This window comes from Vallicoccus soli (assembly GCF_003594885.1).
GTDB classification, from domain to species: domain Bacteria; phylum Actinomycetota; class Actinomycetes; order Motilibacterales; family Motilibacteraceae; genus Vallicoccus; species Vallicoccus soli.
Genome location: NZ_QZEZ01000010.1, coordinates 34195 through 49060, shown reverse-complemented (window position 1 = coordinate 49060; position 14866 = coordinate 34195). Strand labels below are relative to the sequence as shown.

At 76.9% G+C, this 14866-nt stretch carries 15 protein-coding genes and 1 riboswitch; of the genes, 1 reads left to right on the top strand and 14 read right to left on the bottom strand.

Features of this window, described 5'->3' with window-relative positions:
* Positions 1-97: 97 nt before the first annotated feature.
* The 3 genes from D5H78_RS17165 to D5H78_RS17155 are packed head-to-tail and all read right to left on the bottom strand — an operon-like array spanning position 98 to position 2781.
* A complete protein-coding gene (locus D5H78_RS17165) occupies positions 98-1126 on the bottom strand; it encodes an NAD(P)/FAD-dependent oxidoreductase (protein ID WP_119951735.1) in 1029 nt (342 codons plus the stop codon).
* A complete protein-coding gene (locus tag D5H78_RS17160; protein ID WP_119951734.1) occupies positions 1123-1665 on the bottom strand; it encodes an isoprenylcysteine carboxyl methyltransferase family protein in 543 nt (180 codons plus the stop codon). Before D5H78_RS17160 ends, D5H78_RS17165 begins: the two co-directional genes overlap by 4 nt.
* 45 nt (positions 1666-1710) lie before the next feature.
* Entirely contained in the window at positions 1711-2781 is a 1071-nt protein-coding gene (locus D5H78_RS17155; protein WP_119951733.1) for a type III polyketide synthase, read from the bottom strand.
* Between the two features lie 166 nt (positions 2782-2947).
* Here D5H78_RS17155 and D5H78_RS20360 point away from each other — a divergent pair, with 166 nt between their 5' ends.
* On the top strand, positions 2948-3145 hold the full coding sequence (locus tag D5H78_RS20360) for a DUF5999 family protein (protein WP_119951732.1): 198 nt from the start codon (positions 2948-2950) through the stop codon (positions 3143-3145).
* A 22-nt stretch (positions 3146-3167) separates the two neighbouring features.
* Here D5H78_RS20360 and gcvP read toward each other — a convergent pair whose 3' ends face one another.
* The 11 genes from gcvP to clsA form a co-directional block, all read right to left on the bottom strand.
* Complete coding sequence (gcvP, locus tag D5H78_RS17145; protein ID WP_119951731.1) at positions 3168-6065, bottom strand: aminomethyl-transferring glycine dehydrogenase; 2898 nt, start codon at positions 6063-6065, stop codon at positions 3168-3170.
* Positions 6066-6161: 96 nt separating this feature from the next.
* Positions 6162-6256: riboswitch (glycine riboswitch) on the bottom strand.
* 63 nt (positions 6257-6319) lie between these two features.
* A complete protein-coding gene (locus D5H78_RS17140; RefSeq protein ID WP_218566757.1) occupies positions 6320-6847 on the bottom strand; it encodes a MerR family transcriptional regulator in 528 nt (175 codons plus the stop codon).
* A 329-nt stretch (positions 6848-7176) separates the two neighbouring features.
* Positions 7177-7653: a bifunctional nuclease family protein gene (locus D5H78_RS17135; RefSeq protein ID WP_119951729.1), complete on the bottom strand. Its 477-nt coding sequence runs from the start codon at positions 7651-7653 to the stop codon at positions 7177-7179.
* 57 nt (positions 7654-7710) lie between these two features.
* The gene (gene ftsR, locus D5H78_RS17130; RefSeq protein ID WP_119951783.1) at positions 7711-8424 is read right to left on the bottom strand and encodes a transcriptional regulator FtsR; all 714 of its coding nucleotides are present in this window, start codon (positions 8422-8424) and stop codon (positions 7711-7713) included.
* Positions 8425-8467: 43 nt separating this feature from the next.
* Entirely contained in the window at positions 8468-8998 is a 531-nt protein-coding gene (locus D5H78_RS20355) for an FHA domain-containing protein (protein ID WP_119951728.1), read from the bottom strand.
* Positions 8999-9166: 168 nt separating this feature from the next.
* Positions 9167-9556: a glycine cleavage system protein GcvH gene (gene gcvH / locus D5H78_RS17120; protein ID WP_119951727.1), complete on the bottom strand. Its 390-nt coding sequence runs from the start codon at positions 9554-9556 to the stop codon at positions 9167-9169.
* Positions 9557-9584: 28 nt separating this feature from the next.
* Positions 9585-10391 (bottom strand): DUF881 domain-containing protein, encoded by an 807-nt coding sequence (locus tag D5H78_RS17115; protein ID WP_119951726.1) that lies wholly within the window; start codon positions 10389-10391, stop codon positions 9585-9587.
* A 6-nt stretch (positions 10392-10397) separates the two neighbouring features.
* Positions 10398-10718, bottom strand: coding sequence for a small basic family protein (locus D5H78_RS17110; protein WP_119951725.1), 321 nt, complete (start codon positions 10716-10718; stop codon positions 10398-10400).
* The gene (locus D5H78_RS17105) at positions 10715-11665 is read right to left on the bottom strand and encodes a DUF881 domain-containing protein (RefSeq protein ID WP_165865781.1); all 951 of its coding nucleotides are present in this window, start codon (positions 11663-11665) and stop codon (positions 10715-10717) included. Before D5H78_RS17105 ends, D5H78_RS17110 begins: the two co-directional genes overlap by 4 nt.
* A gap of 32 nt (positions 11666-11697) precedes the next feature.
* Complete coding sequence (locus D5H78_RS17100) at positions 11698-14193, bottom strand: mannose-1-phosphate guanyltransferase (protein WP_119951723.1); 2496 nt, start codon at positions 14191-14193, stop codon at positions 11698-11700.
* 10 nt (positions 14194-14203) lie between these two features.
* Entirely contained in the window at positions 14204-14785 is a 582-nt protein-coding gene (clsA, locus tag D5H78_RS17095) for a cardiolipin synthase ClsA (protein ID WP_119951722.1), read from the bottom strand.
* Between the last annotated feature and the right edge of the window lie 81 nt (positions 14786-14866).

The following is a 14866-nucleotide window of genomic DNA, read 5'->3' as shown; positions in this document are numbered from 1 at the left end:
TGATCATGCGCCTCCCCGGCCGTGACCATGCGCCTCCCCGGCCGTGATCATGCGCCTCCCCGGGCGCGACCATGCAGTCGCCCGGGACGGGGTGGGGTCAGGGGCGGGCGAGGCGGTCGACGACGTGGGCGAAGGCCCAGGGGGCGCGGCGGGCGGCGGGGACGAGGCGGCGGCGCACGGCGGGGCGGGAGGAGGCCCAGAGCAGGCCGCGGGTGAGGCGGCGGTAGTCGCCGGTGGCGCGGCGCCAGGCGCGCTCGTACTCGTGGGGGCGGCCGGCGACCAGGCACCGCACGAGCTCGCGGGCGCCGATCAGGCCGACGGCGATGCCCTCGCCGGTGAGGGCGTCGACGTACCCGGCGGCGTCGCCGGCGAGCAGCACGCGCCCGTCGACCCGGCGCCGGGCGCGCTGCTGCAGCGGGCCGGCCCCGCGCACCGCGGAGGCGGGCTCGGCCCCGGCGAGGCGCTCGCGCAGCGCGGGGAAGCGGTCGAGCCAGGCCTCGTACGGGCGCCCTCCCCCGCAGAGGACGGCGACGCCGACGAGGTCGTCGGCGACCGGGGTGACGTACGCCTCGGCGTCCGTCGCCCAGTGCACCTCGACCGCGTCGGACCAGGGGGCCACCGCCCAGTGCCGGCGCAGGCCGTAGCGGGGGCGCCCGCGCACCGGCGCGTCCAGCCCGAGCGCGCGGCGCAGCGGCGAGTGCAGGCCGTCGGCGGCGACGGCCCAGGGGGCGCGCACGCCGGCGACCTCCACCTCGCCGGGGCGCACCAGCGGCGCCGCAGCGCGGGCGGCGACCCGGCGCACCCCGAGGGCGGACGCGCGCTCGGCGAGCGCGCCGGACAGGGCGGTGCGCCGCACCCCCAGGCCGGGCCCCGAGCGGAAGCGGGCGGTGGCGGCGGGGCCGCGCCCGTCGACGTACGCGATGCCGTGGAACTCGCGCCCCGGCGGCTCGACCCCGAGCCGGGCGAGCGCGTCGCGCGCCGGGGGCATCAGCCCCTCGCCGCAGGCCTTGTCGACCGGGCCGGGCCGCGGGTCGACGACGACCACGTCCATCCCGGCGAGCGCGGCCTCGACCGCGGTGCCGAGCCCGACCGGCCCGGCCCCGACGACGACGAGGTCGGCCCTCACCCGCGCCCGCGCCCGCGCCCGCGCCCCAGGGCCGCCTCCTCGGCGCGCAGGCGCACCGCGAGCAGCGGGACGTTGAGCACCGTGAAGACGAGCGCGGTGACCCACGCGGTGTGCACCAGCGGCAGCGCGACGCCCTCGACGACGACGGCGACGTAGTTGGGGTGGTTCACCAGCCGGTACGGCCCGCCGGTGACGAGCGGCATCCCCGGCACGACGACGACGCGGGTGTTCCAGCGGTGCCCGAGGGTGCGGATCGACCACCAGCGCAGGCCCTGCGCCAGCAGCGCGAGGGCGAGCATCGGCCAGCCCAGCCAGGCCAGGAACGGCCGGTCGAGCACCAGCACCTCGACGAGGCAGCCCACGAGCAGGCCGGTGTGCAGGACGACCATGGAGGGGTAGTGGCCGAAGCCGGTCTCGACCCCGCCCCGCGCGAGCGACCAGCGGATGTTCCGGGCGGACAGGACGAGCTCGGCCAGCCGCTCGACCGCGTAGAGGCCGACGAGGAGGCAGTACGCGGCGACGCTCGACACGCGCCCCATCCCACCACGGGCGCGCCCCGCCCGCTCACCGCTCGGACCGCCCGCTCACCACTCGAGCAGCACGAGCTCCGCGCAGAAGCCGGGGCCCATGGCCAGCAGCACGGCCGGGGCGCCCGGGGTGCCGCGACCCTCGGCGATGGTCCGGTCGAGGACGTGCAGCACCGAGGACGAGCTGAGGTTGCCGGTGTCGGCCAGGCACTCCCAGGTCACGTCGAGCGCGCCGTCGGGCAGCTCCAGGGCGCGCTGCACGGCCTGCAGCACCTTGGGCCCGCCGGGGTGCGCGAGCCACGTCGCGACGTCGACGGTCTTGAGGTCGTGGTCCTCGAGGAACCCCCGGACGTCCTCGCCCAGGTGGGCCTCGACGACGTCGGCGACCGACGCGGCGAGGACGATGCGGAAGCCGCTGCCCCCGACGTCCCAGCCCATGACGCGCTCGGTGTCCGGGTAGAAGCGGCTGCGCGAGGCCAGGACCCGCGGCGCCGCGTCGAGCCCCATCCGCCGGGCGCGCTCCTCGCCCACCATGACCACGGCCGCGGCGCCGTCGCCGAAGAGGCCGCTGGCCACGAGGTTGGCCATGGAGGTGTCGTCGGCCTGGAAGGTCAGCGAGCACAGCTCGACCGACAGCAGCACCGCGACGTCGTCGGGGTGCCCCACGAGGTGGTCGTGCAGCCGGGCGATCCCGGCAGCCCCGGCCACGCAGCCGAGCCCGAAGACCGGCAGGCGCTTGACGTCGGGGCGCAGCCCCAGCCGCGGGACGAGCCGCGCGTCGAGGCTCGGCGCGCCGATGCCGGTGACCGAGGTGGCCAGCAGCAGGTCGACGTCCTCCCCGGCGAGGCCCGCGCGGTCCAGCGCCTCGCGGACCGCCCGCTCGCCCAGGCTCGTGCCCACGTCGAGGAACCGGTCGTTGGCGCCGCCGAAGCCGCCGAGCCGCGCGTACTCCTCCAGCGGCACGGCGAGCGAGCGCTGCCGGACGCCGGCCGCGGCGTGCAGCCGCTCCATGACGGGGCGGCGGTCGGTCTGGTCGCCCAGCACGACGTCGCCGATGGTCGCCGTGATCGTCGCCTGGTCGTACGCGTGCTCGGGGACCACCCCGGCCGCGGCGGCGATCCTCGTCATCCGGCCGTCCTCATGCGCGGACGCTACCCCGGGCCCCCGGGGGCGGGCACCCGGGACCTCCGGCCCGGGCAGGACAGGACCTCCGCCCGCTCAAGCGGCGCGGCGCGGGGGCCGACGTGGAGGGGGAGGCCACCGCACCGCCCGCGCACCCACAGGAGTCGCCACCATGTGCTCGCACCAGCCGACCTGCCCCGCCGCCGACGCCGTCGACCACGAGGCCGCGGCCATCGTCAGCGCCCACCCCGAGCAGGGCTGGAACCTGCTCTGCAACGGCGTCGTGGTCTTCGAGGACACCGGCGAGATCCTGCCGACCGGCCAGGTCGTCGCCCCGCACCGCGCGCGCCCGCTCGTCGCGGCCGCCTGACCCCGGCCCCCTCCCGGCCGGCTCAGTCGGCGAGCTCCTCGACCGGCGGGCAGGAGCAGACGAGGTTGCGGTCGCCGTACGCCCCGTCGATCCGGCGCACCGGCGGCCAGTACTTGGCCGCCGTCGTGCCCGCCGGGTAGGCCGCGAGGGCGCGGTCGTAGCCGTGCTCCCACGGCCCGGCCAGGTGCGCCGCGGTGTGCGGGGCCTGGCGCAGGGGGTTGTCGGTGGCGTCCCACTCCCCCGCGCCGACCTTCTCGATCTCGGCGCGGATCGCGACCATGGCGTCGCAGAACCGGTCGAGCTCGGCGAGGTCCTCGCTCTCCGTCGGCTCGATCATGAGCGTCCCGGCGACCGGGAACGACATGGTCGGGGCGTGGAAGCCGTAGTCGACGAGCCGCTTGGCGACGTCGTCGACCGTGACGCCCGTGCGCTTGGTGATCGCGCGCAGGTCGACGATGCACTCGTGGGCGACGAGCCCGTCGCGGCCCGTGTAGAGCACCGGGTAGTGCTCCGCGAGCCGAGCGGCGACGTAGTTGGCGCCGAGCACCGCCACCTGCGTGGCCTCGCGCAGCCCGTCGCCGCCCATGAGGCGCACGTACGCCCAGGAGATCGGCAGGATGCCGGCGGAGCCGTACGGGGCGGCCGAGACGGGCCCGACGCCGGTCCCCGGCGCGGGCGGCGTCGACGCGGCGGCCTGCGGGTCGAGGGGGTGGCCGGGCAGGTACGGCGCGAGGTGCGCGCGCACGGCCACCGGCCCCACGCCCGGCCCGCCGCCGCCGTGCGGGATGCAGAAGGTCTTGTGCAGGTTGAGGTGCGACACGTCGGCGCCGAAGCGGCCCGGGCGGGCCAGGCCGACGAGCGCGTTGAGGTTGGCGCCGTCGACGTACACCTGCCCGCCGGCGTCGTGCACCAGCGCGCAGACCCCGCGGATCGACTCCTCGTAGACCCCGTGGGTCGAGGGGTACGTGACCATGAGCGCGGCGAGGTCCTCGCGGTGCGCGTCGACCTTCGCGCGCAGGTCGTCGAGGTCGACGTTCCCGGCGTCGTCGCAGGCGACGACGACGACCCTGAGCCCGGCCATGACGGCCGACGCGGCGTTGGTGCCGTGCGCCGAGGACGGGATGAGGCACACCCGCCGCTCGCCCTGGCCGTTGGCCCGGTGGTACGCCCGGATGGCCAGCAGCCCGGCGAACTCGCCCTGCGACCCCGCGTTGGGCTGCAGGGACACCGCGTCGTACCCGGTGACCTCGGCGAGCCAGCGCTCGAGCTGCGCGATGAGCTCGCGGTAGCCCTCGGTCTGGTCGTCCGGCGCGAACGGGTGGACCTGCGCGAACTCGGGCCAGGTGATCGCGGCCATCTCGGTGGTCGCGTTGAGCTTCATCGTGCAGGAGCCGAGCGGGATCATGCCGCGGTCGAGGGCGTAGTCCTTGCGCGCCAGGTCGCTGATGTAGCGCAGCATCGCGGTCTCCGAGCGGTGCGCGGAGAAGACCGGGTGGGTGAGGTACGCCGAGGTGCGCAGCAGCGCCTCCGGCAGCGCGTCGGGCGCCTGCTCGTCGAGCGCGTCGACGTCCCCGGGCACGCCGAACGCCGCCCACACCCGCCCGAGCACCTCGGGGGTCGTCGTCTCGTCGCAGGCGGCGCCGACGACGTCCTCGTCGACGAGGCGCAGGTTGACCCCGCGCGCCGCGGCGGCCTCGACGACCTCGCGGGCCCGGCCGGGCACCCGCGCCTGCACCGTGTCGAAGAAGGCGCCGTGCACGACCTCGACCCCGCCGGCGCGCAGCCCGGCGGCGAGCACCGCGGCGAGGCGGTGCGTGCGCGCGGCGATGGTCCGGATCCCCTCCGGGCCGTGCCACACGGCGTACATCGAGGCCATGACGGCCAGCAGCACCTGCGCGGTGCAGATGTTGCTCGTGGCCTTCTCGCGGCGGATGTGCTGCTCGCGGGTCTGCAGGGCCAGCCGGTACGCCGTCGCCCCGTCCGCGTCCTTGCTCACGCCGACGAGCCGCCCGGGGAGCGAGCGGGCCAGGCCCTCGCGCACCGCGAGGTAGCCGGCGTGCGGGCCGCCGAAGCCCAGCGGCACCCCGAAGCGCTGGCTCGAGCCCACCGCGACGTCGGCGCCGGCCTCGCCCGGCGGGCGCAGCAGCGCGAGGGCCAGCAGGTCGGCGGCCACGGCGACGAGCGCGCCGCGCGCGTGCGCCTGCTCGACGAGCGGCGCGTGGTCGCGGACCGCGCCGGAGGCCCCCGGGTACTGCACGAGCACGCCGAAGACGTCGCCCTCGGGCAGGCCCGGCCCGTCCGGGCCGAGGTCGGCGACGACCACCGGGATGCCCAGCGGCTCGGCCCGGGTGCGCACGACCGCGAGGGTCTGGGGCAGCGCGTCGGCGTCGACGACGAGCGCCGCCCCCGCCGGCGCCTTCGACGCCCGGCGCATGAGGGTCATCGCCTCGGCGGCGGCGGTGGCCTCGTCGAGCAGCGAGGCGCCCGCGACCGCGAGGCCGGTGAGGTCGGTGACGACCGTCTGGAAGCTCAGCAGCGCCTCGAGCCGGCCCTGGGAGATCTCCGGCTGGTACGGCGTGTACGCCGTGTACCAGGCCGGGTCCTCCAGCACGTTGCGCTGCACGACCGCCGGGACGTGCGTGCCGTGGTAGCCCAGGCCGATCATCGGCACGAGCACGCGGTTGCGCGCGGCGAGCGCGCGCAGCTCGGCGACGACCTCCGCCTCGCTCGCGGCCGGCGGCAGGTCCAGCGGCGCGCCGTCGCGGATCGCCTCGGGCATGGCGCCCTTGGTCAGCGCCTCGAGGCTGGGCTGGCCGACGGCGTCGAGCATCCGCTGGCGCTCGTCGGCCGAGGGGCCGACGTGGCGCTCGACGAAGGGGGTGCCGGCGAGGTCGCGCAGCGAGGGGGTCGTACGGGGCACGGGAGGGCTCCTGACGGGCAGGCCTCGGCGGGCGCCGGGCCGCGGGTGCGGGCGCCTCCCCCAGTCACGGCGCTGCGCGCGCCGCCCCTGGTGTGCCTCGTCCGCGCGGTCCGGTGGCCTGAGAGGTTCCGGGAGCGTTGCCCCTTCGGCGCCCGGCGCTGGCTGCGCCGGGACTCTCCCGCGCGGAGTCGTCAGCGGGTACGGGCGCCGAGCCTACCCGCCGCGCGGGGGTGCCGCGAGGCGCCGCGCGGGCCTCAGCCGGCCGAGCGCGCCCGGCGCCGGGCGGAGAGCTCGTCGTCGGCGCCCGGGGCGGCGGGGGCCTCGTCGCCGGCGCGCTCGGCCGGCAGGTGCGCGAGCGAGCCCTCGACCTCGCGCCAGACCCGCCCCACGGCGATGCCGAAGACGCCCTGCCCGCCCTGGACGAGGTCGACGACCTCGTCGGCGGAGGTGCACTCGTAGACGCTGGCCCCGTCGCTCATCAGCGTGATCTGCGCCAGGTCGTCGATCCCGCGGTCGCGCAGGTGCCCGACCGCGGCGCGGATCTGCTGGAGCGACACCCCGGTGTCGAGCAGCCGCTTGACGATCTTGAGCACGAGGATGTCGCGGAAGCTGTAGAGGCGCTGGCTGCCCGAGCCGTGCGCCGTGCGCACCTCGGGCTCGACGAGGCCGGTGCGCGCCCAGTAGTCGAGCTGGCGGTAGGTGATGCCGGCGGCCCGGCACGCGGTCGGGCCGCGGTAGCCGACGTCCTCGCTGAGGTCGGGCAGGTCCTCGTCGAACAGCAGGCCCTGCGCGCCCGCGGCGCGGCGCGCCTGCCAGCGCCCCGCGTCGTCCTGCGCGCCGTCGGCGGCAGCGCCGCCGCGCCCCGCGCCGGGGTCTCCCGTCGTGCCCACCACGACCTCCGTCTCCGCGCCGCACGTCCCACGTCCCGTGGTGCCGCTCCCCCGCTCGGGCGGGGGGGCGCACGGTGGCGTCGACGGGAGGCGTCCCTGGTCGGAGACGCTACGGGCGCCCCCGAGGAGCGTCAACGAGGCGCGCGGCGTGTCGCCGGCCCCTGGTCTCGACCTCAGGTCGAGGGTACGACCCGCCCGCCCCACCCCCGGGCGGCGCCGGCTCAGTGCGGCGAGCCCTCGCCGAAGTCGTCCGGGGAGATCTGGTCGAGGAACTCGCGGAACTTCTCGACCTCGTCCTCCTGCTCGTCGGGGATCGGGATCCCCGCCTCGCCGAGCACCTCGTCCGCGCCGTAGATCGGGCTGCCGGTGCGCAGCGCGAGCGCGATCGCGTCCGACGGGCGCGCGCTGACCTCCACCCCGCCGCTGAGCACGAGCAGGGCGTAGAACACCCCGTCGCGCAGGTCGGTGATGCGCACGGCGGTGAGCTCGCGGCCCACGGCCTCGAGCACGTCGCGCAGCAGGTCGTGGGTGAGCGGGCGCGGCGGCACGACGCCCTGCTGGGCGAACGCGATGGCCGTCGCCTCCGCGGCGCCGATCCAGATCGGGAGGTAGCGGTCGCCCGCGGTCTCCTTGAGCAGCACGATCGGCTGGTTGGACGGCATCTCCACCCGGACACCGACGACGTCGAGCTGGTTCACCCTCCGCACCCTACGCCCGGGCGGCGGCGCCGGTCGGGGGCGGGGCGGCTGCGGCGCTCAGCGCCCCAGGCGGGGGCGCAGCGCGGCCTTGACGAGCACCGCGTGCAGGGTGACCGAGAGCGCCGCGAGCTCGCGCGAGGCCTCCTCGGCCCGGGCGCGCGCCTCGGGGTTGCGCTGGCGCAGCGTGGGGCTGATGACCTGCTCGACGAGCCCCACCTCGCGCTCGGCGGCCGCCTTGAACGGGCGCAGGTGCCGCGGCTCGATGCCGAACCCGCTCATCTGCGCGACGGTCCGCGCGATGACCAGGGCGTCCTCGTCGTAGTGGGTGCTGCCCGGGCGGGGGCCGACGAGGCCGTACGACTCCACCTGGTCCAGCAGGCGCCCGTCGATGCCGGCGGCCTCGACGAGCTCGCTGCGCGACAGGCGCAGCTCGTCGGCGCCGCGGGCGAACGCCTCGGGCCCGGGCAGCCCCTCGCCCTGCGCGACGGCGCGCGGCGCGCGCGGGCCGGGCCCGGCGGAGGGGCCGGCGGGCTCGAGGCCGCGGTCGAGCGCCTCGAGGTGCTCCTTGATGACCCGCAGCGGCAGGTAGTGCTCGCGCTGGGCCGTCAGGACGTAGCGCAGGCGCTGGACGTCCTCGTGGGAGAACTTCCGGTAGCCCGAGGGCGTGCGCTGCGGCTCCACGAGCCCCTCGGACTCGAGGAAGCGGATCTTGGAGATCGTCACGTCCGGGAAGTCCGGGCGCAGCGTCGCGAGCACCTCGCCGATGCTCATGCCGGCCCGGGCCGGGACCGCGGAGCTCACCGCCGACCCCGGCTCAGGCCCGGCCGGCCGCGGCGGGGCCGTCGTGCTGGCTCGGGAAGAACACCAGGCGGTACTTGCCGATCTGCACCTCGTCGCCGCCGGCGAGCACGACCTCGTCGATGCGCTGGCGGTTGACGTAGGTGCCGTTGAGGCTGCCGACGTCGCGCACGGCGAACGAGCCGCCGCTGCGGGTGAACTCCGCGTGCCGCCGGGAGACGGTCACGTCGTCGAGGAAGATGTCGCTCTCCGGGTGGCGCCCGGCGGTGGTGACGTCCTCGCCGAGCAGGAAGCGGCTGCCGGAGTTGGGGCCGCGCCGCACCACGAGCAGCGCCGAGCCCGCCGGCAGGGCGTCGACCGCCGCCTGGTCCGCCGGCGACATGCCGCCGGCGGCCGCCTGCTCGCCGTGGTCGGTGTCGCCCTCCACGCCCTGCAGCGGGATCCGCGAGGTGGCGTCCGGCGCGGCCGCGCGCAGCGGGGCCCCGCAGTTGCTGCAGAACCGGCTGTCGTCGCTGTTGGCGTGCCCGCACTGGGTGCAGAACGGCATGGGTGCCTCCTGCCGCGGCCGGGGCCGCGGCGATGGTCGGGGGCGCTCGGTCCGCCCGTCGGCTGTCTCCCCCGGGGCGACCCTCGAGCGCGCGTCGAGGGTGAGGGTGCCCAGGAACCTACTACGCCCGCGCGGGCGCCGCGCCGGGCAGGGGTCCCTGCGCGGGGCCTACTGCTGCGGCAGCTGCGCGGCGTACGCCGCCGCGTCGAGGAGCCCCTCGACGGCGGCCGGGTCCTCGGGGCGGACCTCGAGGAGCCAGCCCTCGCCGTAGGGGTCGGTGCCGGCGACCTCGGGCGAGGCGTCGAGGGCCTGGTTGCGCGCCACGACGGTGCCGCTGACCGGCGCGTAGACGTCGCTCACGCTCTTGGTGGACTCGACCTCGCCGCAGGGCTGGCCCGCCGTGACGGCCTCGCCGGCCTCCGGGAGCGTCACGAAGACGATGTCGCCGAGCGCCTCCGCGGCGTAGGAGGTGATCCCCACCCGCACGGGCTCGTCCGCACCGGCGGCGCGCACCCACTCGTGCTCGGGGGTGTACCTCAGGTCCTCGGGGTACTGCACTGCGCCACCTCGTCCGCCGCCGGTCGTCTCAGCCCCCCGCGGGGGCCGGCGAAGCGTACTGAGGCTCCGCCGGGGGCCGCAACGCGTCGACGAGCACCTCGTCCCGCTCGGTGACCCGCGGCTCGGACCCGCGCCGGCGCAGCGACTCCTCCACCCCGCCCGGGATGCCGAGGGCCGCCGAGAGCGTCTCGGGGGCCCCGACGGCCAGCACCCGGTACGGCGGCGCGAGCACCGTCCCGTCGACCTCCACCGTCCCGGGCCCGTCCGGCCCGTCGACGAACCAGGTCTGCGCGACGACGCGCACCGGTCCGCCGGCGCTGCCCGGGCCGCCGCCGACCTGCACCGCCTCGGCGCCGGCGTCGCGCAGCTCCTGCACGAGGTCGAGCAACTGGTCGGCGTCGACGGCGCCCTCCTCGTCGGGCACGACGACCTCGACGCCGGGGCCGGTCGCCGGCGCCGTGCCCGCGAGGACCGCCAGGACCTCGGCGCGGCGGCGGGCCTCCTCCACGGCGGCGCGCGCGCCGTCGGTGCCCGAGGCGAGCTGGCGCCGGGTCTCCTCCAGCTCGGCGGCCTCGGCGCGCAGGCGGGCCGAGCGCTCCGCGGCGTCGTCGAGGATCCGCACGAGGTCGGCCTCGCGCAGCGACTCCAGACCCTCGGCCTGCGTGGAGCGCACCTGCACCGCGACCGCGAAGCCCAGCAGGCCCAGCAGCACCGCCGCGGTGACCCGCCCGGCGCTGGGCCGCCCGCCGGCGGCGCGGCGCAGCGCCGCCCAGCCGGTCGGGCGCGGCGCGGGGGCGCCGCCCGGCGCCGCCGTGCCGTCCTCGTCCGTCGCCATGCGCGCTCAGGCCTTGAACAGGTGCCGGCGGATCGCGGCCGCGTTGGAGAAGATCCGCACCCCGAGCACGACGACGACCCCGGTCGAGAGCTGCGAGCCGACGCCGAGCTGGTCGCCGAGGAAGACCACGAGCGCCGCGACGACGACGTTGGACAGGAACGACACGACGAACACCTTGTCGTCGAAGATGCCGTCGAGGAGCGCACGCAGGCCGCCGAAGACGGCGTCGAGCGCGGCGACGACCGCGATGGGCAGGTACGGCTGCAGCGCCAGCGGCACCGTCGGCTCCAGCACGAGGCCGAGCACGAGCCCCGCGGCGGCGATCACGAGCCGCCCCCGTCCCCGCCGCGCCCCGCCGCGGCGGCCACCCGCAGGGTCGTGCCGGACGCGCCCGGGAGCCGCAGCTCCTCCTCGCGCCGCAGGTCCGAGCGGATGCCGTAGTTGTCCTCGAGGGCCTGCAGCACGAGCCCGGCCTCGCTGTCGAGGAAGCGCTGCTCCAGGGCGGCGGGGTCGCCGACGGCCGCCACCTCGTACGGCGGCGTGAGGGGCCGGTAGGCGACGAGGACGGCCTCGCCGGCACTGCGGATCGCGGTGAGCGAGGTGAGCCGCTGCCCGTCGATGCTCACCGCCTCGGCGCCGGCGCGCCACAGGCCGTTGACGACGTCCTGCAGGTCGCCGTCGCGCACGCGCCCGGGGTCGGAGGCGCCGACGACGGGCTCCTCCCCCACCTCGGGCTCGGGGGCCTCCGCGTCGTCCACGGTGAGCACCACCCCGGGGCCCGTGACCGGCCCGACGCCGGTGACCGCCTCGAGCCCCTCCAGCCGCTCGGCCGCCACGGTGCCCGCACCGCTGAGCGCGAGGGCCCGCCCGCGGGTCTCGGCGAGCTCCTGGCGCAGGTCGGCGACGGCCCCGGCGAGGCGGTCGTTGGCGGCCGTGCGCTCCTGCACCTCCGCGGACAGCGCAGTGCCGGTGCCCACGCGCTCGCGGTCGCGCTGGCGCACCGCCGCCGTGGCGAGCAGGAGCCCGACGGCGAGCAGGCCGACGACGAGGACCGCGCTGCCCCGCACCCCGCCCGCGGGGCGCCCGGCGGCGCGGGCCCGCGCCGTGGCGGCGGCGTACCCGTCGTCGAGCGTGTCGGTCATGAGGGTCTGCAGCAGCGACATCGACGCGTCGCGCCGGGGGCCGCGTGGCGGGGACGCCGGGGCCGGTGGGGCCGCCGGACCCCGACCGCCGCCGCCACCGGCGTCGTCGACCGTCCCCGCGCTGCGCACCACGGCCGCCATCGTGCCACGCGGCGGCGACGGGCTCAGCGGCCCGCGCGCTCCACGACCGCGCCCCACCGCTCCAGCAGGCCCGCCGTGGCCGCGTCGTCGGCCCCCTCCGCCCACAGCCGGGTGACCGGCTCGGCGGGGTCGGGGAGCACGAGCACCCACGACCCGTCGGGCTCGACGACGCGGACGCCGTCGGTGGTGTCGAGCGGGCGCCCCTCGGCCGCCTCGACCACGGACCGCATGACGAGGCCCTTGGCCGCCCACGGGGTGGGCACGGAGCGCCGCACCAGGGTGGCCGTCGGGATGCGCGCGTCGATCTCGCTGAGGTCGAGCCGGGTGCGCGCCACGAGGCCGCAGAGCCGGACGAAGGCGGCGATGCCGTCGAGCCCGCCGGAGCACTCGGGGATGACGTACCCGCCCCGCCCGTCGCCGCCGAGCACGACGCCGCCCCGGGACACCGTCGTCGTGAGGTCGTCCGGCGACGTGGTCGTCCAGGCGATGGACACGCCGTGGAAGGCGGCGACCCGCTCGGCGACCCGCGTCGTCGTCACGGGCAGCGCCACGGTGCAGCCGCGGTTCTCCGCCGACACGAGGTCGAGCACGACGAGCAGCGCCCGGTCGTCGTCGACGACCCGCCCCGCGTCGTCGACGAGGGCGATGCGCTCGCCCACCGGGTCGAAGCGCACCCCGAAGGAGGAGCCGGAGGACGACACCATGGCCGCGAGCCGCTCGAGCGCGGCGGCCGACGCCTCGGGCAGGTGCGTGGGGACGGCCTCGTCGAGCCGGTTGTTCATCGTCAGCACGTCGACGCCGAGCCGGCCGAGGAGCGAGGGCAGCACGAGCGCGGCGCTGCCGCCGCCGGTGTCGACGACGACCTTGAGGCCCGCCCCGGCGACCCCGCGCACGTCGACGGTGCGCAGCACGTGCTGGCTGTAGCCCTCGAGCACCCGCGCGGGCAGCTCGAGGTCGCCGATCTCGCCGGGGAACGCCCGGCGGTACTCCTCGCGGGTGTACACCCGCTCCAGCCGGCGGCGCGCGGCCTGCGTGAGGTCCGCGCCCCGTCCGTCGAGGAAGGCGATGTCCACCGACTCCGGCTGGCCGGGCGTGGTGCGCAGCAGGACCCCGCCCGCGCGGCCCTGGGAGGTCTCCAGCCGCGCGACCGGCGCGGGCACCGCCTCGAGGTCGTGCACGTCGATGGCGCTCGCGGTGAGGGCCGCGACGACCGCCCGGGTCAGCGCCTGCGCGGCGCGCGAGTGGTCGCGCGCGGTGACGACCACCTCGCCCTTCTTCAGGGTGGTGGCGAAGGCGGCGGCGAGCCGCACGACGAGCTCGGGGGTGATCTCGACGTTGACGATGCCCGAGACCCCGCGCGGGCCGAAGAGGCTGCGCTGCCCGCGGTTCTCGAAGATGACGCTGCTGGTGACGACGGCGCCGGCCTCGACCGTCTTGTACGGGTAGACGCGCACCCCGTCCTGGACGATCGCCTCCTCCTCGATGACGCACTCGTCGCCGATGACCGCGGCCTCCTCGATCCGCGCGGCCCGCATGACGTCGCTGTTCTTGCCGACGACGCAGGCGCGCAGGCTCGTCTGGGGCCCGATGAAGACGTTGTCGTGCACGACGGCGCGGTGCAGGAACGCCCCGGCCTTCACCACGACGTTGCTGCCGACCACGGTGTTCTCCCGCAGGACCGCGCCCGCCTCGACCTTGGAGTAGTCGCCCACGAACACCGGGGCCTCGAGCGTCGCCTCCTGGCTGACCTCCGCGCCCTCGGCGATCCAGACGCCGGGGGACACCTCGAAGCCGTCGAGCTCCACATCGACGAGCCCGGACAGCACGTCGGCCTGCGCCTTGAGGTAGCTGTCGTGGGTGCCGACGTCCTCCCAGTAGCCCTCGGCGACGTAGCCGTACACGGGGGCGCCGGCGGCGAGCAGCCGCGGGAAGACGTCGCCGGACCAGTCGAGGGCCTCGCCGCGGGCCACCTCGTCGAGGACCGAGGGCTCCATGACGTAGATGCCGGTGTTGACCGTGTCGGAGAAGACCTGGCCCCAGGTCGGCTTCTCGAGGAACCGCTGCACGCGGCCCTCCTCGTCGACGATGGTGATGCCGAACTCCACCGGGTCGGGGACCCGGGTGAGGCAGACCGTGACGAGGGCGCCCTTGGCGCGGTGGAAGGCGACGAGCGCGGTGAGGTCGATGTCGGTCAGGGCGTCGCCGCTGATGACGAGGAAGGTGTCGTCGCGCAGCAGGTGCTCGGCGTTCTTCACGCTGCCGGCGGTGCCGAGCGGCTCCTCCTCGGTGGCGTAGTGCAGCTCCATGCCCAGGTCCTCGCCGTCGCCGAAGTAGTTGCGCACCAGCGAGGCGAGGAACTGCACCGTCACGACGGTCTCGTGGAAGCCGTGCCGCTTGAGCAGGCGCAGCACGTGCTCCATGATCGGCCGGTTGACCACGGGCAGCAGCGGCTTGGGCATGCTCGCGGTCATGGGGCGCAGGCGGGTGCCCTCGCCGCCGGCCATGACCACCGCCTTCACGCCGGCCCCCTCACGGCGCGGCCGGCACCGGCCCGGCGAGCACCCGGCGCGCCTGCACGGCGTAGAGGGCGCCGGCCCACCAGTAGAGCGCCGTCCCCCACAGCACGAAGGCCCAGCCGAAGGTCGCGGCGAGCGCGGCGAGCACGCCGTCGCCGTCGGCGAGGAGCAGCAGGGGGAAGGCGTAGAGGAGGTTGAAGGTGGCCGCCTTGCCGAGGTAGTTGACCGGCAGCGCGCTGATGCCGCGGCGGCGCAGCAGCGGCAGCGCGGCGGCGACGAGCACGTCGCGCCCGACGACGGCCAGGGCCAGCCACAGCGGCACGACGCCGCGCGCGGTCAGCCCCCAGAGGGCGGCGAGGATGTAGAGCCGGTCGGCGACGGGGTCGAGCAGCTGCCCGAGGCGGGTCACCTGGTCCCAGCGGCGCGCGAGCCACCCGTCGACGTAGTCCGACCAGCCGCTGGCCATGAGCAGGAGCAGCGCCCAGCCGTCGTGGCCGGCGCTGATGAGCCAGAGGAAGACGGGGACGCCGAGCAGGCGCAGCAGGCTCAGGGCGTTCGGCAGCGTCACGACGCGGTCGACGGCGGCCCCGGCCACGCGCCCACCTCCTCCCCGCCGTCCGCGACCCTACACAGGACGGGCGCCCCGCGGCGTCGTAGGGTCGGTCCCCGCAGCGCC

Bases quoted from the DNA above. Each gene is read 5' to 3' on its own strand.
- D5H78_RS20360 (WP_119951732.1), top strand. From the start codon at position 2,948: ATGTGCTCGCACCAGCCGACCTGCCCCGCCGCCGACGCCGTCGACCAC.
- D5H78_RS17160 (WP_119951734.1), bottom strand. From the start codon at position 1,665: ATGGGGCGCGTGTCGAGCGTCGCCGCGTACTGCCTCCTCGTCGGCCTC.
- D5H78_RS17155 (WP_119951733.1), bottom strand. From the start codon at position 2,781: ATGACGAGGATCGCCGCCGCGGCCGGGGTGGTCCCCGAGCACGCGTAC.
- D5H78_RS17115 (WP_119951726.1), bottom strand. From the start codon at position 10,391: ATGGCGACGGACGAGGACGGCACGGCGGCGCCGGGCGGCGCCCCCGCG.
- ftsR (WP_119951783.1), bottom strand. From the start codon at position 8,424: ATGAGCATCGGCGAGGTGCTCGCGACGCTGCGCCCGGACTTCCCGGAC.
- D5H78_RS20355 (WP_119951728.1), bottom strand. From the start codon at position 8,998: ATGCCGTTCTGCACCCAGTGCGGGCACGCCAACAGCGACGACAGCCGG.